Origin of the sequence: Undibacterium sp. Tian12W (genome assembly GCF_049339405.1) — a bacterium.
In the GTDB taxonomy this organism is placed as follows: Bacteria; Pseudomonadota; Gammaproteobacteria; order Burkholderiales; family Burkholderiaceae_D; genus Undibacterium.
In genome coordinates, this window is record NZ_JBMPPK010000014.1 from 174720 (window position 1) to 196917 (window position 22198).

The following is a 22198-nucleotide window of genomic DNA, read 5'->3' on the forward strand; positions in this document are numbered from 1 at the left end:
ATGCTGACCCTTCCTTTGGTCTTTGCTGCAATGACAGCTGGTGCCATAGGCGGGGTGCACTGTGCTGGCATGTGCGGTGGTATTTCCGCGCTGCTGACGAAATCTGGAAAAGGCGCTTACGGAACTGCTGGCAAAATTATTCCTATTGGCCTGGCAGAGCAGGCGGAAATCAGGCAGACTTCATTTGGTTTGCCTGCCAGCGTGCAGTATCAGATCATGCTGCAGGGCGGGCGCATTTTTACTTACATGATTGCCGGTACTGTACTCGGCGGCCTTGGTGCCGCCGGCATATTGTTCAAACCTTACCTGCCAGTGCAGCAAATCATGTTTGTCATTGGTAACCTGATGTTGATATTACTTGGTTTGCGTGTATTGGGATTGCTGCCACGCCTGGCTATTGTGCAAAACCTGCTGGCAGAGTTACATGCGAAATTGACTGGCAGACTGCCATCATTGCGCCAGGTGGCGCGACATCCATTTTTGGTGGGCATGGGTTGGGGATGTCTGCCTTGCGGTCTTTTGTACGGTGTTGCACCATTCGCCTTATTGTCCGGTGATGCATGGTCTGGTGCTGTGCTGATGCTGGTGTTTGGCCTGTTTGCCTTGCCACATTTATTGCTGACCCAGGCAGTCATGCAACAGGCGCAAAATAAAACTATCATGCGTGGCTTGCGCTACCTGGGTGCAGCAATTCTGTTGGGAATAGGAGGATTTGGGCTTTGGTATTTTGATATGAAGGATATGCCATCCATCCTGTGTCTGGTACCAGCGGCTTAGCTGGCAGGTCCTGCTCAGGCTTTGATGTCGATCAGCGTGCCGAGTATCTCATCTTGCGTTTTGATAATTTTCGCAGACAGGTCAAAGCCTGCCTTGAATTGTATCGATTGCACAATTTCACTGCTCAGGTCAGTGCCGCTCTGCTCTTGTGCAGCAAGGCTGCTGCCTTCTTTGCTGATATTGGCAATCACACCACCAGCAGGCTGCTCTTGAAAGCTGACTTGTTGCGGAACAAAGCCTGCCGTACTCGCATTCGCTACATTGTGCCCTGAACTGTCGAGCGCACGAGCGTAAGCCTGGAGTCCTGAAAGGCCGCTATTGAGTGCTGAAACTGACATTGAAATGCTCCTGCAGCGATACGATTTTCCGTAAGCTTATACTGGATTTGCCAAGTCTGCACGCTTCTTCAATTTGCTTAATTTATTTGCATAATTCATTGGCATGGCTTATTTACATGGCTTATTTATATGAATTATTCCTTTAGCTTAATGGTAAATTAATCTTCAGCTCGGTTCCTTCCCCGGGCTGGCTATCAACCAGGAATTCGCCATGCATGGCTTTGACGCGCTCACGCATGCCAACCAAGCCAAAAGAACGTGATTTGCGCATCTCATCTGCTTCTATACCTTTGCCATTGTCGGTAATACTGAAGCTCAACGTGTCAGGGGTGCGCTCGAAAGAAATTTGCACCTCTGTGGCATCTGCATGCCTGACTACATTGGTCAGTGATTCCTGGACGATACGGAAGATCGCAGTGCTGCGTGCATCGTCAAGTGCCAGTTGCTCTTCGTTTGCCTGCAAGTCGCAGGCTATGCCATTGCGCTGGGAAAAATCTTTTTGCAAAGTCTGCAGCGCAAAATAAAGCCCACCTTCATCCAGTGCGCGGGGCCTTAGGTCGGTGGCGATGCGTCTCAGCGTGGTAATTGAAGTCAGCAATAACTGATCCATGCTGTTGATGGTTTGCTGAGTCTTGCCTGTCAGGACAATGTCTCGTTGCAGTAGTGATAAATCCATGCGCAGCGCGGCCAGCAACTGACCCAGGTCATCATGCAGCTCACGGGCGATATGCTTGCGTTCTTCTTCACGTATGCTTTGCAGGGCTGCTGATAACTGTGTCAATTCATCGTGATAAAGCGCCATTTTTTCTTTGGCGACCTTGCGCTCAGTGATGTCGCGGAAGATAACGGTATAAAAACGTTTACCATTTTCTATCTGACTGGAAATGGAAGCTTCGATAGGAAACTCATCGCCATTGGCTTTTACGCCGGTGACATAAAAATCTTCAAAATTACCTCCCATCTTCCTGCGGGTTTCACCAGTTTCGCCGAATTGCTGTACATGTTTGCCATGTACTTTGCGATGGCGTTCTGGTAACACAAGATCAAGTGAAGCCCCCATCAGATCATCGACTTCGTAACCGAAAGTGGCAGCAGCAGCGGGATTGACGAGGATGATGGATTGTGACTCGTTGATGGTGATAATGCCATCTATGGCAGTATCTATCATGCGGCTCAGGCGCTCACGCTCCATGCTGAGCTCGGCTGCAGAGCGGGCCAGGTTCTGGCTGGTTTCTGCCAGACTGGCATACGGGGTATGGATGTTCACCGAGACCATGCCGCGATAAATGGCAATGGCAGCCAGCAACTGAAACACATGGCCGATGGCGACGAAGACATCATTGCCGTCCGCATAGATAGCAAAATACCCCTCTGAAATGGCCAGCAGGGTGGCCGCAAGAAACAGGGGCGCACGTTCTATTTGCAGGCGCTCACCTTGCTTGCCAGGTCCAGCAGACCCTGCTGAAATGGCCTTGCCCGGTTTGTTCAATTGATAGGCGGTGAACAGATTGATGGCGATCAGACCTGCTTCACACGCTATTTTGAAAGAAGTTTGCCCTTCACCTTGGATATAGGTTAGCGGCAGCAGATGTGGTAGTGCGAACACCATCATCATCCACCCGGCTGTGGCTATCAATCCTGCAATCAGGACGAAATAAGCCTGGGTCGGGCTGACTTCTGAATCCTCAGGTGCTAATGCCAGGCCCAGCAGCGTGGTGGCGATGAATGAGCGTGACAGCAGCCAGAACAGCAGGGATTTATGCATGTCTGCCGCATCAGGAAAGCCAGGCATGCCCTGGAAACTGATCGCATGCATGAAGCCGAGAATGGCAGTGCACAAGAATGCGACGGCGAGAATGACACTGCTCTTTTTCCTGGCGCCGCCAAAGGCATTCCAGCATACGATGAATACCGATGTGAAAATCACGATGGTGATGGTTTCCAGCACGGTATGTACCGGCAGAGGTGCTGGCATCTGTATGGTGGACAGGGTTGCGTGGTTCAACCATAAAACGATTGATAGCAGGGCCAGCAAACCTGCTGTCCATCGTGCTTTTACCATGCCAGGGTTATCATGTGCCATGTGGTTTAGTTTTATTTAATGTAGACCAGTATTCTAATTCGTAAATGCCCGGTTAAAGCTTGGGCGACTTGCTACAAAAAAGAAAATGACACTCCTTTTGCAAGGAGTGTCATTTGCCAGGTCTCAGATGCTGATGAGCTGCTTAATGCGACATCAGCACTGGCAGCGTCATGCTTTGCAAGATGGTTCTGGTGACGCCGCCCATGATCATTTCACGGAAGCGCGAATGACCATAACCGCCCATGACCAGCAAATCGTTGTCCTGATCGTGTGACAGTGACAGCAGTGCATTGCCTATGTCAGTCGAAGTTTTATGCACGCCAACTTCTACCTTGATGCCATGTCTTGCCAGGTACAGGGCAATATCGGCACCTGGTTGTTCACCATGGCTGTCGGGTACGGCTTTGGGATTGAAAATCGCCACATGCACCAGCTCTGCGCGGCGCAGCAATGGAATTGCATCGGTGATGGCACGGGTGGATTCGCGGCTGGCATCCCATGCAATCAAGGGGCGTTTTGCAACTGTCGTGACATCGCCAACATAGGGGATGATCAGGATAGGGCGCCCTGAATTCATGATCAGGTATTCAGGAAAATCGGGCAAAACCGAAGGTGAGGGTTCATCACGGTTGGTCTGGCCTATGACCACCAGGTCGCTATACCTGGCTTGCAGGCCAACGCCACCACCGGCTTCATCATTGGCGATCACGCTTTCATAAGAATTGACGCCTAAAGCCTGGGCCTGCTGGCTAAAGTTGGCAACAGCTTTTTCTGCGCGTTCGCGCAAATAACTGAGGTGTATGCTCAGATTGGGATCATTGGCACTGATATTGCCATCCTGATAGATAAAGCGGGAGACACCGGTGACGGCGGTTCCTGTCAGATGGGCTTCGTCAGCCCTGGCAATTTCTGCTGCAACACGGACACGGAAGTTGGAACGTTCAGATTCATCGACATGAACCAAGATGGTTTTGTATGGCATGTTTTACTCCTTGATGTGAAATCCGGGAAAGAAAACAAATACAAGTTCAGCCATCTTTTTGCCATGGCAAACATGGCAAAAAGATGAAGCTACTTGTTAAAGCTTACACTAGTTTAAGGCAACAGCAACTTCTTTGCCCCATTGCGGCAATAAATTCTTGCCAACTAAAGCCGAGACTTTCTCGCTGACCTTGATGCGTGCCTTGGCAGGTGGCAGACGGCGCAGGGTTTTCAGCGCAGTTACATCATTCAGGGCGATCTGGCGCTGATCGACACTGATCAGGCCCATTTCATTGAAGGCCGACAGGGTGCGGCTGACGGTTTCCAGTGTCAGGCCCAGGTAGCTGCCTATCTCATGACGGGTCATGCGCAGATTGAAGGTTTTGCCAGAATAACCCAGTTGGCTGAAACGTTCACCGAGTGTCGTCAGGAAGCGGGCAACCTTGGCTTCTGCACTCAGAGCGCTGAGCATGCCTATCATGATCTGTTCACGTACCAGTTCGCGGCTCATGACGCTGAACATGGCTTGCTCGAGTTCTGCATAAATGCGGCCCAATGCAGAGAAAGTTTTATAAGGCAGCAGGATGATGTCGCAATCCGAGAGTGCAACAGCTTCAGATGCATGATGCTGGTTATGTATGCCATCTATGCCCAGCAAATCGCCTTTCATGGGAAAGCTCAGGACTTGTTCATTGCCGTATTCATCAAGCAGTACAGTTTTTAGAAAACCTGAATTGACGATGTACAGGGTGTCAAAATCCTGGCCTATGGTATGAATTCTCTGACCAGCCTTGAAGCGTACATGCTGGAACAATACTTCTTCATCTGCTGACGCGGCTGGAGTAGGGATGCGCAAGAGTTCGCAGACTTCGCGCAGATTCGACCAGAGATTGCCATGACAGCGCCAGCCAGCCTCATTGGAGATGGCTGGAAAGGCAGTTTTGCTGGCAGCGGAAGGCAGGCTGTTTGCGCTTGTGTTGAAGACTGCTGTGGTCATGATATTTCCCTTGTAAGGTAAGGATACTGATTAATTGATTTGATGATTTGAATCCGGTTGCTGCCAGCGCAGCAGATAATCTTGTAGCAGGCCAAAGTCCGTCGATTTATCGAGGAAACCATCTGCACCAGCCCGCATGGCATGCAGGCGGTTGTTTTCGGTTGCGTGATTTGTCAGTACCACCACTTTGATCCCTGGCTTGCTTTGCTTGATGTTCTTTAAAAACTGCAAACCATTGCCATCAGCGAGTTGTATATCGAGTATCAAGGCGTCGGCATCATTGCCCAGCAGGGCCTGATAGGCGCTGCTCATATCGCTTGCTACGCCGAGTACATGCATGCCGGGTACTTCTTCCACGAACCGTATCAAACGGTTCTGAATCAGGACTGAATCTTCAAGGATGTACAGGTTCATGCTATGACTTGCTGTGCTTGTTTGCTCAGACTCTATTATCGTTAGCATGGACTTTGATTTAAATCAGGAGATGCTGATTTGAACTGTCAGATTTGGCGCTGCCGGGGTAGGAATATTCCTAGAGGGCAATTTGCATGACGTGATACAGCGCAGCCATCCCGCTAAGGATGGCTGCGCTGTATCAGAGGTAGTTCGATGTACTGCGGTAGAAGGCTGAGGAGAGGCTGCTTACGCCTGTGGCTGCAAGAGATGGTGGGCAACGGCGTACTGCACGAGGTCGGACAAATTACTCATGTTCATCTTTTGCATGATACGGGTCTTGTGCGTGCTGACAGTCTTCACGCTCAGATGCAGGAGTTCGCCAATTTCGGTAATCGACTTGCCTTTGACCAGGTGGGTGAATACCTCAAATTCACGGTCAGACAGGCTGGTGTGTGGCTGGCTGTCGTCCGCAGGCATGGCGCTCATGGCCAGTTGCTCTGCCACTTCTATGCTGATATACGGGCGGCCAGACGCAACTTTGCGCAAGGCGGTGACCAGTTGTGTACCTGCGCTTTCCTTGGTCAGATAACCGCGTGCACCAGCGCGTATGGCGCGCACCGCATACTGTTCTTCTTCATGCATGGTCAATATCAGTATGGGCAGTTTGGGGAATTCATCCTTGATCTGCCGTATCAGATCAACGCCGCTACGGCCAGGCATGGACAAGTCCATCAGCAAGACATCAAATTCGCTAGTGCGTACTTTTTCCAGGGTATCGAAACCATCTACTGCCTCGGCAACTACCTGTATGTCTTCTATGCCATCAAGTATGCGTTTCAGTCCTTCGCGCATGATGGTGTGGTCGTCAGCAATCAGGATACGGATCATAGGGACAATAGCAACAGTACATGTTCGGTGGTGCACGGCACTTGTGCCAGTGCAAAGATAGCCACTATTGTACTGTACGCTGATGCCGTATGTGTTCCGGTACTGGCTTATTGACGATTTAGTGATGCTTGATTCTGTGTACCAGTACAGGTATCAGACACAATGACAAGACTTTGGTGGTGACACTGCCGAGTATGAATTGGCCCAGGCCGCTGCGGCCATGTGAACCCATGAAGATCAGGTCGCAGGCATATTCTTGTGCAGTGTGGACGATTTCCTTGGCGGTGGAATCGTTGAATTGTATGATCTCCTGATAAGCCAGACCAGCGGCAGCAGCGGCATCTCTTACCGGCTGCAGATAACTTTCTGCCAAGGTCTGCATGGCGGCCTGATACTCTTCCTCGGTCGGTCCATTAGGCGGCAGTATATCTACATACAGCGGATACTGATAATTGCCCGCAACAAAAACAGCAACCACTTCTGCCTGTAATTGCTGGGCAAATTCCAGTCCTGCTGCAACACAGGCATGTGACAATTCAGAGCCGTCAGTGGGTAACAAGATTCTGGAATACATATCCTGTGCCTTTCATCGTTGAGCTTGAAACCAGTATGCTTCTTGATTGTTGCACCAGCTTTGATTTCAAACAAGCTATTTGATGAATTATTCAGCAATCATTGCACACCTTTTGCACTCCCTGTTGCATACTTATTGCGCACTCATTGCGCACCCAAGTGCTGCTTGAGAAACAACAGCATTTCTTTGTAGGCAAGTTCTTTAGCTGCCGGGTTGCTGCCTGTCGTCACACCTTGTCCTGGATGCACGCCATTCGGCACGTCCATGCGTTTGCGCACTGGCAGGTCTGGTGCATCAAAATCATGATAACTATCGGCAAATACGCTGACCTTGACAGGCGACGTTGCGAGCATTTTTTCAAAGCTCACGCAAGGGGCAGCAGGTGTCCAGTCATCTTCTGCGCCTATCAGTATCAACAAGGGTGACGCCAGACGATAAGCAGGACGTGCTTTCAGGTAGCCCTGGCAACCTGGATAAAAAGCCACGGCTGCCTTAGGGTAAAGATCATCCTTGCCTGCTGCCTTATGGGCAGTATTCAGGGAATTCAGCGTGGTAGAACCACCATTCGACCAACCGAGAAGGGCAATGTTTTTTGTATCAACGGTAGTTTGCTTGCCTAGCCATTGTAAGGCGGCTTGCACATCCAGACGGCGGTTGTTGGTGCTGATATCGCGGTTTTTGTAGGTGCTGGTGCAAATACTATTTGTGCCACGCGGGCGAAAACTGTCAGGCATCAGCACGTTATAGCCATTCTCCTGCAATAGCCTGGCCATATTATGATGCCTGGCATTCAGTTCCTGTTCATGTCCCTTGCGGGTGCTATACAAGCCACCGCAACCATGCAGGGCTATGACAGTCGGTGCACTGCCTGCATTGCCGCTGGCAGGGAACCAGAAAGCGTCAAGCTGGACAGTCTGGCCATCTTGCAAGTCCAGGCTGGGGAAGCTGACTTTTTCAGGAGCTTCACCAGCCATTGCCATGGAGCTGGCCAGCAGCAGGCTGATTAATAATGCGTATCGTGAAGACATTTAAATCAGTGCCTCTAATAGAGGTGTCAGCTCCGCTGAGCTACACCATGTCAATTGGAGATCATGGCATTCGTGCCATGCGGCGAATTCGCGCAAAGTCTTTGCTAAATCAGCCGCCAGGGCTTGAGAAACGCGTACGCGCGGTTCCAGATGCAGGGCCTTGATTTCCAGTATGCCTTCCTTGCGATGGGCTTTGGCATCCATGCGTCCAATCAGGGCACCCTTGCGCAAGATAGGCAGGGTGAAATAGCCATAACGCCGTTTCGGCGCTGGCGTATAGCACTCAAGTTTATAGTCAAAATCAAACAGGTCTATCGCACGTTTTCTATCCCATACCACCGGGTCAAAAGGCGAGAGGATGCGGGTTGCAGTAGCTTTCAGCTTGTTCTCGCTTGCCTGCTCCAGTAAATCGCGGCGATCGGGATGCACATAAAACAGGGCATCGTGTTGATCAACCGTGACGGGTATCAGCAAGCCTTCTTTGACCAGTTGTGCTTTCTGGTTACTGACATCTGGTTTGCCCATGCGGAAATAATCACTGATCCAGCTTGCCTTGCAAATACCAAGCGCACGGACCGATTGCAATATCTGTGTGCGCTCGCAATGCAGGATAGGTTGCAGATGTTTTTTGTCATTCCATTTGGGATGCACACGTTCGCGCAAGTCATAAATACGCTGGAAGTTATGGCGTTTTGCAACCATCACTTCGCCAGTCGTGAACAAGACTTCCAGTGAACGTTTTTCTGGCTTCCATTCCCACCAGCCACCACTTTTGCCATCAGTGCGTTCAAAGTCTGCCGATCGGCTGGCACCATTTGCATGGATATGCTGGCGCACGGTTTCTACCTGCGCAGCGTTTTCTTTGAGCCACTTGTGATTGTATTTCCAGCCCATCCCCTGTGGCGACACCATCTGATGCCGGTACAGGCCGTAGTCTTCTATCGGCAAGAAGCAGGCTTCATGCGACCAGTATTCAAACAGATGACCTTCTTCCAGCAATTCATGCAGCCATGCATGCGGATAATTGCCCAGACGGCTCCACAGTACCAGATAAGGGCTGCGCGCAACTACGCTGATGGTGTCAATCTGCAGTGCCGACATATTGCGTATGCAGGCCAGCACATCCTGTTTGCCAGCTTTGCGCGGCGAAGGATTCAACAAGCCTTGTGCGGCCAGATGCAGGGCGCGAGCGGAACTGAGTGTCAGATGGAAATCAGTTGCGCTCATAAAATTTTCGCCCAAGATAACAGAGAGAACCGGGGGTTCGAATCCCCCCGCAGATCAGAAGTGTTTCAAGCCGATTGCTGCCCTGACTTCATCAGTCGTTTGTGCAGCGATTTCACGAGCCTTGCGTGTGCCTTCCTTGAGTATTTGCAAAACCTGACCACGGTCTTTGGCAAATTCTTCACGGCGTTCACGTATCGGTTTCAGCATATCCTGCAAGATACCTTCCAGACGGGCCTTGACGATGCTGTCGCCCAGACCTCCGCGGACATAATGGTCTTTCATTTCTTGCAGACCAGCTTTGTCTTCATCGAAGGCATCAAGGTAGATAAAGGCGACATTGCCTTCCAGATGACCGGGATCAGCCACACGCAGATGTAATGGATCAGTGTAAACATTACGCACAGCTGCCTTGATTTCAGCAGGTGTGAAGCCAAGATTGATGACATTGCCCAGTGACTTGCTCATCTTGGCCTTGCCATCGACACCAGGCAGGCGGCCAATTTCAGGCACCAGGGCCTGGCATTCCACCAGTATCTCTTTATTTGCCAGACGGTTGAAGCGACGGACGATTTCATTGGTCTGTTCTATCATCGGTATCTGGTCTTCACCGACCGGTACCAGGCTGGCCTTGAAGGCGCTGATATCTGCTGCCTGGCTGACAGGGTAAGTCAGGAAGCCAGCAGGGATATCGCGCTCAAAATTGCGCAGGGTGATCTCTTGTTTGATCGTCGGATTGCGTTCCAGCCGCGCTACCGTGACCAGATTGAGGTAGTAGAAAGTCAATTCCGTCAATTCAGGAATTTGCGACTGGATCAGGATCGTTGATTTGGCCGGGTCGATACCAACGGCCAGGTAATCAAGCGCCACTTCCATGACATTGTCATGGACTTTGGCCGGGTTTTCCATATTGTCAGTCAATGCCTGGGCATCAGCCAGCATGATGTACTGTTCATACTGGTTCTGGAATTTGACGCGGTTGCGCAGGCTGCCTACAAAATGGCCTAGGTGCAGGGGGCCGGTAGGGCGGTCGCCTGTCAGTATCAGGTGTTTTTTATCTTCGGTACCAGGGAGCATGCTAAATCCAGTTGGGTGATGCGGTGAAAAATAGCTAGTATACGTAAAAAAGCCGCTGAATCATGAGCGGCATGAAGTATATCAAGCGTGTTCTAAGGCTATGATGCCGTTTTCAGGCTGACTATGTCAAGTTTGACCAGATTTGATGTGCTTCTATCTCCATTCTGCCGCTGCATTTAATTTAATTCACGCAAAACTATCATCTTGTCATCTGAATTACTTATAAAGTCATTTCCTGCAATGATAAAATCGTGCTTGGTTTTTGTATCCAGCTTTTACAGTTGAAAGTAGCCTTATTTTGACATCTTCAAGTTCTAAAAAATTGATTATTGCCTCACGCGAAAGCCGTTTGGCGATGTGGCAGGCCGAACATGTGCGTGATCGTCTGGCTGCACTGTACCCTGATTGGCAGATAGAAATTTTGGGCATGACGACCCGTGGTGACCAGATACTGGACAGAGCGCTGTCCAAAGTGGGCGGTAAAGGCCTGTTCGTCAAGGAGCTGGAAGTCGCGATGGCAGAAGGCCGCGCTGACCTGGCTGTGCATTCTCTCAAGGACGTACCCATGGATTTGCCCGAGGGCTTTACCCTGGCGGCAATACTTGAGCGTGACGATCCACGCGATGCCTTTGTTTCGAATGACTATGCTGGTCTGGATAGCTTGCCTGTCGGTGCCATCGTCGGTACCAGCAGCTTGCGCCGTCAGGCCCTGATTTCCGCCCGTTACCCGCATCTGGTGATACGCCCGCTGCGCGGTAATCTGGACACCCGCTTGCGCAAACTAGATAATGGTGAATACGCTGCCATCATCCTGGCTGCAGCTGGTCTCAAACGCCTGGGTGTACCTGAACGCATACGCGCCTGCCTGGACCCTGAAGAAAGCTTACCAGCAGCAGGGCAGGGTGCGATGGCAATAGAAATACCCGATAACCGGCCAGAACTGCAAGCCATGCTGGCTGCATTGAATCATACCGAGACTGCACAGGCAGTGACGGCGGAGCGCACAGTGTCAAAGGCTTTTGGCGGTAGTTGCCAAATACCGCTGGCAGCTTTTGCGACAGTCAGCCAGGGCCAGATGCAGATTCGAGCCATGGTTGCCACGCCGGACGGTACCCGCATCGCCAGGGCAGAAGCTGCTGGTGCCGCTGATCAGCCGCATGCACTGGGCTTGAAGCTGGCACAAGCGCTATCTGCGCAAGATGCAGAAGCCATATTGGCAGTGTGCAAAGCTGAGATTACTGAGTGATATAGCCAAGGCATGCAGAATCACAAGGTCATACTGACGCGCCCACTTGCACAGGCTCAGGATTTTGCCCGGCAGGTAAAAGCCATGGGGCGTGAGGTAGAGTATTTTCCTTTGCTGGAGATAGCAGCATTGGAAGACAATACCGCTTTAATCACGCAACTGGGGCAGTTGCAAGACTATGCCCTGATCGCCTTTGTCAGCCCGAATGCGATAGAAGCTTTTTTCCGGCATTTGACTAACTTGCCAGAGAAGCTGGCTTTTGCGGTCATGGGTGAAGGCAGTCGGGCAAAACTGGCAGAATATGGCGTGAACGACCAGACCGCGACCATTTTGCGCCCACGTAATCAATTGAAGACAGATTCTGAAACTCTGCTAGCAGAGTTGGATCTTGAGGCGCTGCGTGGCCAGAAAGTATTGATCATCCGCGGTGAATCAGGCCGGGAATTATTGGCCGACGCCTTGCGTGCGCATGGTGTGGAAGTGGTGCAGGTAGCTGCCTATCGCAGGGTCAAACCAATACTGAATGATGAAAAAGAAAAGCATTTAACACAATTGCTTGAAACCGGGAACGACTGGGTCATCACCAGTTCCGAGGCTTTGCGCAATTTGTGTGACTATGTAGAGGCGTTGAAATTAAATAGTGGCGTGGCAAAAATGCAACGACAACATTTGCTGGTACCACACAGCCGTATCGAAGAAACCGCACAATCTCTGGGGTTTCTGCACATAACCTTAACAGCTTCTGGCGACGAACAACTGCTTGTCGCGTTACAATCTCGTCTATGAGTGAACAGCAATCAAATCCCGACGCCGTCGTGACGGCAAATCCTGTCGATGCCCAGGCACGACAGCCCGCCCCAACTTTACCTGCAGAAGCTGCCAGGGAACCAAGCTGGGCCAGTCCGGCCTATCTGGTATCCGGTGTGCTCGCAGTTTTACTGGCAGCTAACTGGTGGTCATCGCAAAACCAGATCAGTGGTTTGCGTGAAGAGGTCGCCAAGAGACTGCAAACTGCCGATACCAATAGCAGTGAAACCAAAGTGTTGGCACGCAATGTGCAAGAGACTGCCAAGGAAATCCAGTCCAAGGTCATTCTGCTGGAAGGCAAACAGTCTGAAGCGCAAAGCCAGCAACTGGCCCTTGAACAGCTGTATCAGGATTTGTCCAAGAATCGCGATGACTGGGCACTGGCCGAGATTGAGCAGGTATTGGCGACGGCTAGCCAGCAATTGCAATTGGCAGGTAATGTGCAAGGTGCGTTGATTGCTCTGCAAAATGCCGATGGCCGCCTCGCCAAATCCGATAAGCCGCAATTTATTTCCATACGCCGCGCGATTGCCAAGGATATTGAGAGACTGAAGTCTTTACCTGCCCTGGATTTGCCTGGCGTCGCACTGCGCCTGGATAGTGTGATTGCCCAGATTGACCATATTCCATTATGGTCGGATGAGAAATCAGTGGTATCAGCAACACCGCCAAAAGCGCCATTGCGCGTTTTGCCAAAATCTTCAGTCACTGCAAAAGCAGAAAAGAAGACTGTCGATGATGTTGAAGAAATTACCTGGAGCATGCGCCTGCAAGATGGCTGGCAGAGTTTTTCCAGCGAAATGTGGAATGAAGTCAAACAGTTAATACGGGTGCGTAATGTAGAAACGCCGGATGTATTGTTGCTGACACCATCTCAATCTTATTTCGCCCGCGAAAACCTGAAGCTGCGCCTGTTGAATGCGAGGCTGGCACTGTTGTCCAGAAATGAAAGTATCTTCAGGAGCGACATGATCGCTGCACAGGATGCCATCGGCAAGTATTTTGATACCCGTGCCAAGCAGACACAGACTGTGCAAGCCTTGTTGCGTCAGGTGCAGGGCAGCAATCTGTCAATAGAAATGCCGACCCTGGGCGAAAGTCTGAACGCGGTACGTAACTATAAAGTGAAGCCATAAGAGTATGCGTATCTTCATCCGGCTTCTGATTCTTTTTGCGCTCGCTGTTGGCCTGGCCGTGGGCGCACGTTATAACCCTGGGAATGTGGTCCTGTTCTTTCCGCCTTATCGGATAGACTTGTCATTGAACTTCTTCCTGTTCCTGTTGCTGCTTACTTTTATCGTCATTTATCTGGTCATACGTGCCATCGTCACCACCAGAAAAATGCCACGCAAAGTGGCCCTGTATCGCCAGAACAAACGTGAAAAAGACAGCAACAAAGCTTTGCGTGAAGCCTTGAAAGCCTTGTTTGAAGGCCGCTTTGGCCATGCCGAAAAAGCTGCCATGCGGGCTACTGATTTGCCAGACAATGCTGGCGTTGCTTCACTGATCGGCGCGCGTGCAGCCCATCACATGAGCCAGTATGAGCGGCGTGATTCATGGTTTGCCGGTCTTGAGCAGGATGGCACTTACAAGGTTGCCCGCTTGGTGAGCATGACAGAATTGCTGGTCGATCAGCATCAGCCTGGCAAGGCGCTGGAAGCAGTGCGTGAACTGAATGCCAATGGTACACGCCACATTCAGGTCTTGCGTTGGGCCTTGAAAGCGAATCAGCAGGCACAGAAGTGGCAGGAAGTATTGAAGCTGGTACGCACACTGGACAAGCACCGCGCCCTGCATCCGGCGTTGTCGCAACGTTTGCGTGAGCTGGCTTATGAAGATTTGCTGAAGAATCAGGGGCATGATGCCGAGTCCCTGCGCCGGGTCTGGTATGAAATCCCTCAGGCAGAGCGCAAATCTGCTTTTATCGCTGCCACAGCCGCGACCGCATTCAACTCGCACGGCTTGTTTGATGATGCCCGTGGCATAGTGGAAAAAGCACTGACAGAGGAATGGGATGAACGCCTCATGCGCGCTTACCGTGATGCCGCTGCATCAGAGGGATCTGCTGCCTTGTTATCACAAATTGAACATTGTGAAAAATGGTCAGAGCAACACCCAACTGACCCGGAACTGGCACTGACGCTTGGTACACTATGTCTTCGTCAGAAATTATGGGGTAAGGCACAAAGACATATGGAGCAGGCATTGTCCGATGCAGTTGACCCGCGCACTGTGCGCGAAGGCAACCTGAAGCTGGCGCAGTTGCATGAGGCGCTGGGCCAGGCAGAAGAAGCTGCCAGCCATTATCGCCAATGTGCGATGGCAACCATGTTATGAGGATGCGGATTGTATTAACTGGCTGAAAGTTAAATTGTCATACCGCCCTGTTGCGGCGCACAATTCTGCCTTGAAAAACTATATAATCCCGTTCAAACCATTTCTTCTATTGATACTTATACAGAAAGTGCAAGATGAGCTTGAATAAAGTACCAGCAGGTCGTGATCTGCCAAATGACTTCAACGTTATTATCGAAATCCCTATGAATGGCGATCCAATCAAGTATGAAGTCGATAAAGACACTGGCGCCCTTTTTGTCGATCGTTTCATGGGTACTGCCATGCATTATCCTTGCAACTATGGCTATGTGCCACAAACTCTGGCTGGCGACGGCGACCCGGTTGACGTATTGGTCATCACGCCTTTCCCGCTGATCCCTGGTGTGGTAGTGCGTTGCCGTCCTATCGGCATCCTGAAAATGACAGATGAAGCCGGTAACGATGCCAAAGTATTGGCTGTACCAGTAGATAAAATCCTGCCTATCTACACACACTGGCAAAAACCTGAAGACCTGAACGAATTGCGTCTGCGCCAGATCCAGCATTTCTTTGAACACTACAAAGATCTGGAAAAAGGCAAATGGGTTAAAGTTGAAGGTTGGGGCGGTCCTGACGATGCCAAAGCAGAAATTTTGGCAGGCGTAGAAAGTTTCCAAAAAGCTGAAGCCGAAGCTTAAGACTTAAGAGCTAGCAATTAAAAGTTAGTAACTAAGAGCTTTAGAATTAAAAAAAGGTGCGATTTGATCGCACCTTTTTTGTTTTTTTGCTGACTCATTCAACGTGCATCGCTAGCAGACTCATATTCTGTGTATCAGATAAGCTGCCACACCGACGACGGCAGCGATCAACGCGGCCCAACTCAGCCAGGAACCAACGTGCGGACTATCGTCATTGGCATAGTCGCTGGTATCACTACCTTGTTTCTGACGCTTGCGCTTCAGTTTTCTGTCGCGCTCAAGGAATTTCTCTAATGCCAAAGACATTTCAGCGGCACTTTCATATCGTGCTGCAGGGTCTTTCTGCATCGCCTTCATGACAATTTTGGATAGTGAATCCGGTATGCTAGTGCGAATTTCAGAGGGATATTTCGCTACTTTATTTACAATCTGTTGCAATAATTTGTCAACATCTTGCGACTGAAATGGCTTTTGGCCAGTCAGCATTTCATACATGACTGTGCCCAGCGAATACACATCCGTCAAGGCATTGACAGGTTTGCCATTAGCCTGCTCTGGCGACATGTAGTTGGGTGTGCCCAGAATATTATTATTGAACAGGGTGTGGGCCTGTTCCCTGGTTTCATCGAGCACACGATTTGGTGCACGGGCGATACCAAAATCCACCACCTTGGGTTGCTGGTTGGGTAAGACAAAGATATTCGCAGGCTTGATGTCGCGATGTATCACGCCATTGGCATGGGCGTAAGCAAGTGCCTCGGCAATCTTTTGTATGATATTCGCGGTCTCTATGATGTCGAATTGCTTGCCGTCTGCCAGGATATGTCGCAAATCCTTGCCCTGCAGAAATTCCATCGCGATAAATGTCGTGCCACCTTCACTGGACGCATCAAATATGGTCACGATATTGGGGTGGGATAACCTGCCAGCTGCGCGTGCCTCATTGATAAATTGCTGTTCGCGTTGCTTCTTGTCGGCAGCATTATTGCCCGCACTAAATATTTTAATGGCGACATCGCGGTCTATGACAGGATCGTGGCCCAGATACACGGCACCATTTGATCCCATGCCCAGACGCTCGCTGAGGTAAAAGCGTCCGACGCGTTTGCTTGGCAATGCAGCAGGTGGTGCATTCGGTGTCGAGAGAAAGTTATTTTGCATGGCGACAGGATGCCTTGAACGAAGCAAAATTTCAAGTAGCGCTTACTTCATTGTGTTTCAGCGCTTTATATGGTGTGTGTTGATGTAATTCATCTAAATATAGCTCAATATCTTGTGTTTCACGTACAAGGAAATTTGATACTGCGTCAAAAAATTCTGGATGACTCAAGTAATGTGCCGACCAGGTTGTGGTTGGCAGAAAGCCGCGTGCCATTTTGTGCTCGCCTTGTGCTCCGCCTTCGAAAATCGCAATTTTTTCCTGTATGCAGAAATCGATGGATTGGTAGTAAGCGGTTTCAAAATGCAGGCAGGGATGTGTTTCCAGGCAACCCCAATAACGCCCATACACGCGCTGCTGATCATGAATGAGCAGGGATGCTGCGATCTTGTTGCCGTCTCGCAATGCAATAATAAGATGGATGTTTTCTGGCATGGCACGACCTATGCGCAAGAAAAAATCCAGATTCAGGTATGGCGTTGAATGATGCTCTTCATAAGTCTGGTCATAACAGCTTTTGAAAAAGCGCCAATCGTCTTCTTGCATGTCTTTGCCGCGCACCTGCTGGAACTGTATGCCGGCATCCTGCACTTTCCTGCGCTCGGCACGAATATTCTTGCGTTTTTTCTTGTCCAGCGTATCCAGAAAATCATCAAAACATTGGTAGCCCTTGTTTTCCCAGTGAAATTGCACGCCTTTGCGCAAAAGATAGCCTTCTTCACTGAGCATGCGCGCCTGATCTTCTGGCAAGAACAGCAAATGGCTGGAAGAATATTCACCGGCCTCTTGTAGCTCCTGCAGAGCAGCGATCAATGCCCCTTGTGCGGCAGTATTGCGTGCCAGCAGGCGGCTTCCCGTGATGGGAGAGAAAGGGATGGCGGACAACAGCTTGGGATAATAATCGTGGCCATGCCGCTCAAACGCTCTGGCCCAGGCCCAGTCAAACACATACTCGCCATAGGAATGGCTTTTTTCATACAGCGGCATCGCAGCTTCAAGTTGTTCTCCATCCCAGATGGTAATAAAGCAGCTTTGCCAGCCAGTTTTTTCAGTGGCAGAACCTGACTCTTCCATGGCGCTTAAAAATGCATACGATAGAAATGGATTGGCAAGCGTCTGATCTGCAATCAGGCTGTCCCATGATGATTGCGCTATCTCGCTCAGTGAAGTGACGATACGCATGCGATAATGTGGGGCTGGAGATTCAGATTTCATTTTCGATTTAATACAGATTTGCAAATATGACCGTAAAAGTTGCCATTGCCCAGATGAATAGCGTTGTCGGTGATCTTGCCGGCAATGCTGCCCAGATCGCAGAATATGCCCGCCGTGCCGCAGAGCAGGGAGCAGACATACTCGTCACACCGGAATTGTCCCTGGTAGGCTATCCACCAGAAGATTTATTGCTGCGCCAGGCGTTTTATCATGATACTGCTGCCGCACTCGATACCTTAAAGAAACAGCTTACGCTATTTCCCGGCCTTGCGGTTTTGGTTGGTCATCCGGGTGAGGTCGATGGTAAACGGTATAATGCTGTTTCTGTGCTGCAAGATGGTGTGGTATTAGCAAGTTATTTTAAGCGTGATTTGCCAAATGATATGGTGTTTGATGAAAAACGCTATTTTTCATCAGGTAATCAGGCTTGTGTATTTGCTATCAAGGGCGTGAATTTCGGCATCAATATCTGCGAAGATACCTGGCTGCCAGATGCGCCAGCACAAGCCAGGCAGGCCGGCGCAGAAGTGCTGCTGGTGTCAAACGGTTCACCCTATCACATGGGTAAGCAGCATCAGCGCTACGACGTCATGCGCGCCAATGTGATCTCTCAGGGTTTGTCCCTGGTGTATGCCAATCTGGTCGGTGGCCAGGATGAATTGATTTTTGATGGCAATTCATTTGTCATGGATGTCCAGGGTCAGATTTGCGCTCAAATGAAGCATTGCGAAGCTGATTTGCAAGTAGTCGAATTTGATGGTGAACAGCCTCTGACTGCTCGCGTGGAAGCGGCCTTATCGCTGGAAGCCGAGGTTTATCAGGCACTGGTCATGGGCGTGCGTGATTATGTAGGCAAAAACGGCTTCCCCAGTGTATTGCTGGGTTTGTCTGGCGGAGTTGATTCTGCCCTGGTGCTGGCAATTGCAGTCGATGCGCTGGGTGCAGACAAGGTCAGGGCGATCATGATGCCTTCGCCTTATACTGCCGATATTTCATGGCTGGATTCGCGTGATATGGTGGCACGCATAGGTGTGCGCTACGATGAAATCGCCATCAGCGATTGCTTCAGCGCATTCCGTTCTACCCTGAGCCAGGAATTTGCTGGCTTGAAGGAAGATACCACCGAAGAAAATATACAGGCCAGGATACGTGGCACACTGTTGATGGCCTTGTCGAACAAATATGGTTCCATCGTTTTGACGACGGGTAACAAGAGTGAAATGGCAGTTGGTTACTGTACTTTGTACGGTGACATGGCGGGTGGCTTTGCCGTCATCAAGGATATTGCCAAAACCCTGGTATATCGCCTGTGTGCCTATCGCAATACCCTGTCAGCCGTAATACCCGAGCGGATACTGACGAGGGCGCCATCGGCTGAATTGCGACCTGATCAAAAAGACCAGGATTCTTTGCCGTCCTATGACATTCTGGACGGCATCATGGCCATGTATATGGAAGAAAACAAGGCGCGTGCCGAGATAGTCGCGGCAGGCTATGCGGCAGAGGATGTTGAACGTATCACGCGCCTGATCAAAATTAATGAGTACAAGCGGCGTCAAGCGCCCATAGGTATCAGGATTACCCATCGCGCTTTCGGGCGTGACTGGCGTTATCCTATTACTTCGAAGTTCAGAGACTAGTTTGATCCGTATTAATTATATTAATCGTATTAACCGTAACAATTTAAGGAGAGGGAAATGAAACAGATTACCGCTATCATCAAACCATTCAAACTCGACGAAGTGCGTGAGGCACTGGCTGACGTTGGTGTGACAGGATTGACTGTGGTCGAGGTAAAAGGTTTTGGCCGTCAAAAAGGGCACACGGAGCTGTATCGTGGCGCTGAGTACGTGGTCGATTTCTTGCCCAAGATCAAGGTGGAAGTCGTAGTAGATGACAAGATTGCCGACAATGTAGTCGATGCAATTATTAAGGCAGCCCATACCGGCAAGATTGGTGATGGGAAGATTTTTGTACAAAATGTGGAGCAGGTAATACGTATTCGCACTGGCGAGACGGGTCCTGATGCGGTTTAAATATGACGATGTTTAAGAAGTTTGCAGTAAATGAATTTGTTGGTGTTTCAAAAGCAAGAGCAAAAACAAAAATAGGGGTGGCACTGGTGTTGATGGCGATGGCAAATGTCCAAGCCGAAACCGGTGTCACAGATAGAAAAATTTTATTGGGCCAGTCAGCTGCATTTTCCGGCCCGGCAGCACAACTTGGCTTGCAGCTCAATTCAGGTGCCAAGACTTATTTTGATCAGGTCAATGCTGCTGGTGGTGTATATGGCCGCAAGATTGAAATCATACAAAAAGATGATAAGTATGAGGCAGATCTGGCGGCTACCAATACCAAGGCCCTGATTGAAAATGATGGCGTATTTGCTTTATTTGGCTATGTAGGTACAGCCACCAGTAATGCAGCCTTACCCATTTTCACACAAGCAAAAGTCCCTTTTTTCGCACCTTATACCGGTGCGCAATCCCTGAGAGAACCTCTCAACCGTCAGATTTTCAATATCCGGGCAAGTTATAACGACGAGACTGAATATCTGGTCGATCGTCTGGCCAATCTGGGGACAAAAAATATCGCCATTTTTTACCAGAACGATGCCTATGGCAAGGCGGGTCTGGCGGGTGTGGAACTGGCGATGAAAAAAAGGAATTTGCGTATAGCCGAGATGGCAACAGTGGAAAGGAACAGCACTGATGTCTCAGCTGCCGTTGCCAAACTCTTGCCAAAACGGCCTGATGCCATCATACAGATCAGCACCTATGCAGCCAGTAGTGCGCTGGTCAAAGAAATGCACAAGGCTGCCTATACTGGCATGTTCTACAATGTTTCTTTTGTTGGTAGCCAGGCTCTGGCAGATGCGCTGGATAAAGATGGCGTTGGTGTTGTGATTTCACAGGTGGTTCCATTTCCATGGTCACCGTCAATACCTGTGGTTGCCGAATACACGAAAAGTATGGAGAAAGCCGGAAATAAAAATCTGAACTTTTCCAGCTTCGAAGGTTATCTGGCTGCCAAAGTATTTGTGGAAGGCTTGAAGCGCGCTGGCTCAGGCCTCACCAGAGAAAAACTGGTGTCTGCACTGGAAAGTATCAACCGCAGCAGTTATGACGCGGGTGGTTTTGATGTGAGTTTTTCGCCTTCGAATCATAACGGTTCAAAATATGTTGATATGACCGTTATTTCGAAGGAGAAGAAGTTCCGCAATTAAGTTTGCTATGCCTGAGCCCCGGTTCGTCGGGGGCTCGGGCTGCATAGCCATCAGCCATATTCAAGATTTCAATAGCACGATTAAGGCACCAGAGCCACCATCAGCCGCAGTCGCCTGGCTGAATGCCAATACTTCATCTTTCTGTATCAGCCAGTTCCTGACTTTTTGCTTCAGTACAGGTTCCTTGTTGACAGAGCCCAGGCCTTTGCCATGGATGATGCGCACACAACGTGTGCCATTGCGCATGCATTTACGCAAAAATTCTCCCAGACTGTCCCTGGCTTCATCGCGACGCAAGCCATGCAGGTCAAGTTGCGCCTGTATGACCCAGTGGCCCTTACGCAGCTTCCTGACGACATCCTGGCCTACGCCTGATCTGGTATAGCTGAGGTTTTCATCAGTTTCCAGTAGGGAATCAGCATCGAATTCATCCGACAAAGATTCTTGTAGGGCTGCCTGTTCATCCGCAATGTGTTGAAATGGCAGAGGCTCAAGGCGAGCTGGGGCAGGGTTATGCTTCACCGCGGTTTTTAAAACCTCTACCTTGCCTACGCTGGAACGAAAAATATTCGCCTCTTCTCTGGCTTTCTTTTCCCGTTCCAGACGTTCTGCTTCGGCACGTTGTCGGCTTTCTTCTTGTTGCTTTAATTGCTGACTGAGTGACTTCAGGTCAGCAAGGTTTTTAAAAGACGACATGCTTTACATCCTTGGCGTTTGACTTATTCTTCCAGGAAGCGTTGCGCATCCAGGGCTGCCATGCAGCCTGTACCAGCACTGGTAATCGCCTGGCGATAGATATGGTCTTGCACGTCACCAGCTGCAAACACACCCGGTACGTTAGTGGCTGTTGCCATGCCTTCAGTACCGGTACGCGTCTTGATGTAGCCATTCTTCATATCAAGCTGGCCATCAAAGATACTGGTATTCGGTTTGTGGCCAATCGCGATGAACACGCCATGCAGGGTGATGGGGGTAACTGTGCCATCCGCAGCTTTGACATTGATGCCTGTCACGCCAGAGTCATCACCGATGACTTCATCTAGCGTATGGTTCCATTTGACTTCGATCTTGCCTTCAGCCACCTTGGCCATCAGACGGTCAATCAAGATTGCCTCTGCACGGAACTTGTCGCGACGGTGGATGACGGTGACCTTGCTGGCGATATTCG

The 22198-nt window shown here is 50.2% G+C and carries 23 protein-coding genes; 9 read left to right on the forward strand and 14 right to left on the reverse strand.

The annotated features are described in order from the left end of the window. Complete coding sequence (locus tag ACO0LI_RS18950) at nt 1-777, forward strand: sulfite exporter TauE/SafE family protein (RefSeq protein ID WP_422953098.1); 777 nt, start codon at nt 1-3, stop codon at nt 775-777. A 14-nt stretch (nt 778-791) separates the two neighbouring features. Here ACO0LI_RS18950 and ACO0LI_RS18955 read toward each other — a convergent pair whose 3' ends face one another. The 10 genes from ACO0LI_RS18955 to trpS all read right to left on the reverse strand — a co-directional run bounded on the left by ACO0LI_RS18955 (nt 792) and on the right by trpS (nt 10363). Beyond that, nucleotides 792-1115: a flagellar basal body rod C-terminal domain-containing protein gene (locus tag ACO0LI_RS18955; protein ID WP_422953099.1), complete on the reverse strand. Its 324-nt coding sequence runs from the start codon at nt 1113-1115 to the stop codon at nt 792-794. 142 nt (nt 1116-1257) lie between these two features. Continuing rightward, a complete protein-coding gene (locus tag ACO0LI_RS18960) occupies nt 1258-3198 on the reverse strand; it encodes an MASE3 domain-containing protein (RefSeq protein ID WP_423034471.1) in 1941 nt (646 codons plus the stop codon). Nucleotides 3199-3340: 142 nt separating this feature from the next. Beyond that, nucleotides 3341-4180: a universal stress protein gene (locus ACO0LI_RS18965; RefSeq protein ID WP_422953101.1), complete on the reverse strand. Its 840-nt coding sequence runs from the start codon at nt 4178-4180 to the stop codon at nt 3341-3343. Nucleotides 4181-4288: 108 nt separating this feature from the next. After that, nucleotides 4289-5176: a helix-turn-helix domain-containing protein gene (locus tag ACO0LI_RS18970; protein WP_423034473.1), complete on the reverse strand. Its 888-nt coding sequence runs from the start codon at nt 5174-5176 to the stop codon at nt 4289-4291. A 30-nt stretch (nt 5177-5206) separates the two neighbouring features. Beyond that, nucleotides 5207-5590: a response regulator gene (locus ACO0LI_RS18975; RefSeq protein WP_423034475.1), complete on the reverse strand. Its 384-nt coding sequence runs from the start codon at nt 5588-5590 to the stop codon at nt 5207-5209. A 228-nt stretch (nt 5591-5818) separates the two neighbouring features. Then, on the reverse strand, nt 5819-6460 hold the full coding sequence (locus ACO0LI_RS18980) for a response regulator (protein ID WP_423034477.1): 642 nt from the start codon (nt 6458-6460) through the stop codon (nt 5819-5821). Between the two features lie 118 nt (nt 6461-6578). Then, on the reverse strand, nt 6579-7034 hold the full coding sequence (locus ACO0LI_RS18985) for a universal stress protein (RefSeq protein ID WP_423034479.1): 456 nt from the start codon (nt 7032-7034) through the stop codon (nt 6579-6581). A 143-nt stretch (nt 7035-7177) separates the two neighbouring features. After that, nucleotides 7178-8062 carry a dienelactone hydrolase family protein gene (locus ACO0LI_RS18990; RefSeq protein ID WP_423034481.1) on the reverse strand — a complete coding sequence of 295 codons (885 nt, stop codon included), beginning with the start codon at nt 8060-8062 and terminating at the stop codon, nt 7178-7180. After that, complete coding sequence (locus ACO0LI_RS18995) at nt 8063-9289, reverse strand: winged helix-turn-helix domain-containing protein (RefSeq protein WP_423034483.1); 1227 nt, start codon at nt 9287-9289, stop codon at nt 8063-8065. Nucleotides 9290-9343: 54 nt separating this feature from the next. After that, the gene (gene trpS, locus ACO0LI_RS19000; RefSeq protein WP_423034485.1) at nt 9344-10363 is read right to left on the reverse strand and encodes a tryptophan--tRNA ligase; all 1020 of its coding nucleotides are present in this window, start codon (nt 10361-10363) and stop codon (nt 9344-9346) included. Between the two features lie 322 nt (nt 10364-10685). On the opposite strand from trpS, the gene hemC reads away from it, so the two are divergent. The 5 genes from hemC (at nt 10686) to ppa (ending at nt 15430) form a co-directional block, all read left to right on the forward strand. Further along, complete coding sequence (hemC, locus tag ACO0LI_RS19005; RefSeq protein ID WP_423034487.1) at nt 10686-11609, forward strand: hydroxymethylbilane synthase; 924 nt, start codon at nt 10686-10688, stop codon at nt 11607-11609. A 12-nt stretch (nt 11610-11621) separates the two neighbouring features. Then, the gene (locus ACO0LI_RS19010; protein ID WP_423034489.1) at nt 11622-12395 is read left to right on the forward strand and encodes a uroporphyrinogen-III synthase; all 774 of its coding nucleotides are present in this window, start codon (nt 11622-11624) and stop codon (nt 12393-12395) included. Then, nucleotides 12392-13552: a uroporphyrinogen-III C-methyltransferase gene (locus tag ACO0LI_RS19015; protein ID WP_423034491.1), complete on the forward strand. Its 1161-nt coding sequence runs from the start codon at nt 12392-12394 to the stop codon at nt 13550-13552. Before ACO0LI_RS19010 ends, ACO0LI_RS19015 begins: the two co-directional genes overlap by 4 nt. A 4-nt stretch (nt 13553-13556) precedes the next feature. Then, a complete protein-coding gene (locus ACO0LI_RS19020) occupies nt 13557-14753 on the forward strand; it encodes a heme biosynthesis protein HemY (RefSeq protein WP_423034493.1) in 1197 nt (398 codons plus the stop codon). A gap of 134 nt (nt 14754-14887) precedes the next feature. Continuing rightward, the gene (gene ppa / locus ACO0LI_RS19025) at nt 14888-15430 is read left to right on the forward strand and encodes an inorganic diphosphatase (RefSeq protein ID WP_423034495.1); all 543 of its coding nucleotides are present in this window, start codon (nt 14888-14890) and stop codon (nt 15428-15430) included. A gap of 120 nt (nt 15431-15550) precedes the next feature. On the opposite strand, the gene ACO0LI_RS19030 is transcribed toward ppa, so the two are convergent. Together ACO0LI_RS19030 and ACO0LI_RS19035 are read right to left on the reverse strand one after the other, a co-directional pair. Continuing rightward, nucleotides 15551-16591 (reverse strand): serine/threonine protein kinase, encoded by a 1041-nt coding sequence (locus tag ACO0LI_RS19030; RefSeq protein ID WP_423034497.1) that lies wholly within the window; start codon nt 16589-16591, stop codon nt 15551-15553. Between the two features lie 31 nt (nt 16592-16622). Next, entirely contained in the window at nt 16623-17804 is a 1182-nt protein-coding gene (locus ACO0LI_RS19035) for a GNAT family N-acetyltransferase (RefSeq protein WP_423034499.1), read from the reverse strand. 26 nt (nt 17805-17830) lie between these two features. Here ACO0LI_RS19035 and ACO0LI_RS19040 point away from each other — a divergent pair, with 26 nt between their 5' ends. The 3 genes from ACO0LI_RS19040 to ACO0LI_RS19050 all read left to right on the forward strand — a co-directional run bounded on the left by ACO0LI_RS19040 (nt 17831) and on the right by ACO0LI_RS19050 (nt 21030). Beyond that, nucleotides 17831-19444 carry an NAD+ synthase gene (locus tag ACO0LI_RS19040; RefSeq protein ID WP_423034501.1) on the forward strand — a complete coding sequence of 538 codons (1614 nt, stop codon included), beginning with the start codon at nt 17831-17833 and terminating at the stop codon, nt 19442-19444. A 57-nt stretch (nt 19445-19501) separates the two neighbouring features. After that, nucleotides 19502-19840 carry a P-II family nitrogen regulator gene (locus ACO0LI_RS19045; protein WP_110253085.1) on the forward strand — a complete coding sequence of 113 codons (339 nt, stop codon included), beginning with the start codon at nt 19502-19504 and terminating at the stop codon, nt 19838-19840. 92 nt (nt 19841-19932) lie between these two features. After that, complete coding sequence (locus ACO0LI_RS19050; RefSeq protein ID WP_423034513.1) at nt 19933-21030, forward strand: ABC transporter substrate-binding protein; 1098 nt, start codon at nt 19933-19935, stop codon at nt 21028-21030. A gap of 60 nt (nt 21031-21090) precedes the next feature. Here the strand turns inward: ACO0LI_RS19050 and ACO0LI_RS19055 are convergent, their stop codons facing one another. Both ACO0LI_RS19055 and ACO0LI_RS19060 read right to left on the reverse strand, forming a co-directional pair. Further along, complete coding sequence (locus tag ACO0LI_RS19055) at nt 21091-21726, reverse strand: Smr/MutS family protein (protein ID WP_423034503.1); 636 nt, start codon at nt 21724-21726, stop codon at nt 21091-21093. A gap of 23 nt (nt 21727-21749) precedes the next feature. After that, nucleotides 21750-22198 (reverse strand): FAD-dependent oxidoreductase (locus ACO0LI_RS19060; protein WP_423034505.1); only part of this gene is annotated, 449 nt, incomplete at its 5' end.

Coding starts and splice junctions, on each gene's coding strand:
- ACO0LI_RS18950 (WP_422953098.1), top strand. CDS start 1: ATGCTGACCCTTCCTTTGGTCTTTGCTGCAATGACAGCTGGTGCCATA.
- ACO0LI_RS18955 (WP_422953099.1), bottom strand. CDS start 1,115: ATGTCAGTTTCAGCACTCAATAGCGGCCTTTCAGGACTCCAGGCTTAC.
- ACO0LI_RS18960 (WP_423034471.1), bottom strand. CDS start 3,198: ATGGCACATGATAACCCTGGCATGGTAAAAGCACGATGGACAGCAGGT.
- ACO0LI_RS18965 (WP_422953101.1), bottom strand. CDS start 4,180: ATGCCATACAAAACCATCTTGGTTCATGTCGATGAATCTGAACGTTCC.
- ACO0LI_RS18970 (WP_423034473.1), bottom strand. CDS start 5,176: ATGACCACAGCAGTCTTCAACACAAGCGCAAACAGCCTGCCTTCCGCT.
- ACO0LI_RS18975 (WP_423034475.1), bottom strand. CDS start 5,590: ATGAACCTGTACATCCTTGAAGATTCAGTCCTGATTCAGAACCGTTTG.
- ACO0LI_RS18980 (WP_423034477.1), bottom strand. CDS start 6,460: ATGATCCGTATCCTGATTGCTGACGACCACACCATCATGCGCGAAGGA.
- ACO0LI_RS18985 (WP_423034479.1), bottom strand. CDS start 7,034: ATGTATTCCAGAATCTTGTTACCCACTGACGGCTCTGAATTGTCACAT.
- ACO0LI_RS18990 (WP_423034481.1), bottom strand. CDS start 8,062: ATGTCTTCACGATACGCATTATTAATCAGCCTGCTGCTGGCCAGCTCC.
- ACO0LI_RS18995 (WP_423034483.1), bottom strand. CDS start 9,289: ATGAGCGCAACTGATTTCCATCTGACACTCAGTTCCGCTCGCGCCCTG.
- trpS (WP_423034485.1), bottom strand. CDS start 10,363: ATGCTCCCTGGTACCGAAGATAAAAAACACCTGATACTGACAGGCGAC.
- ACO0LI_RS19010 (WP_423034489.1), top strand. CDS start 11,622: ATGCAGAATCACAAGGTCATACTGACGCGCCCACTTGCACAGGCTCAG.
- ACO0LI_RS19015 (WP_423034491.1), top strand. CDS start 12,392: ATGAGTGAACAGCAATCAAATCCCGACGCCGTCGTGACGGCAAATCCT.
- ACO0LI_RS19020 (WP_423034493.1), top strand. CDS start 13,557: ATGCGTATCTTCATCCGGCTTCTGATTCTTTTTGCGCTCGCTGTTGGC.
- ppa (WP_423034495.1), top strand. CDS start 14,888: ATGAGCTTGAATAAAGTACCAGCAGGTCGTGATCTGCCAAATGACTTC.
- ACO0LI_RS19030 (WP_423034497.1), bottom strand. CDS start 16,591: ATGCAAAATAACTTTCTCTCGACACCGAATGCACCACCTGCTGCATTG.
- ACO0LI_RS19035 (WP_423034499.1), bottom strand. CDS start 17,804: ATGAAATCTGAATCTCCAGCCCCACATTATCGCATGCGTATCGTCACT.
- ACO0LI_RS19040 (WP_423034501.1), top strand. CDS start 17,831: ATGACCGTAAAAGTTGCCATTGCCCAGATGAATAGCGTTGTCGGTGAT.
- ACO0LI_RS19045 (WP_110253085.1), top strand. CDS start 19,502: ATGAAACAGATTACCGCTATCATCAAACCATTCAAACTCGACGAAGTG.
- ACO0LI_RS19050 (WP_423034513.1), top strand. CDS start 19,933: ATGGCGATGGCAAATGTCCAAGCCGAAACCGGTGTCACAGATAGAAAA.
- ACO0LI_RS19055 (WP_423034503.1), bottom strand. CDS start 21,726: ATGTCGTCTTTTAAAAACCTTGCTGACCTGAAGTCACTCAGTCAGCAA.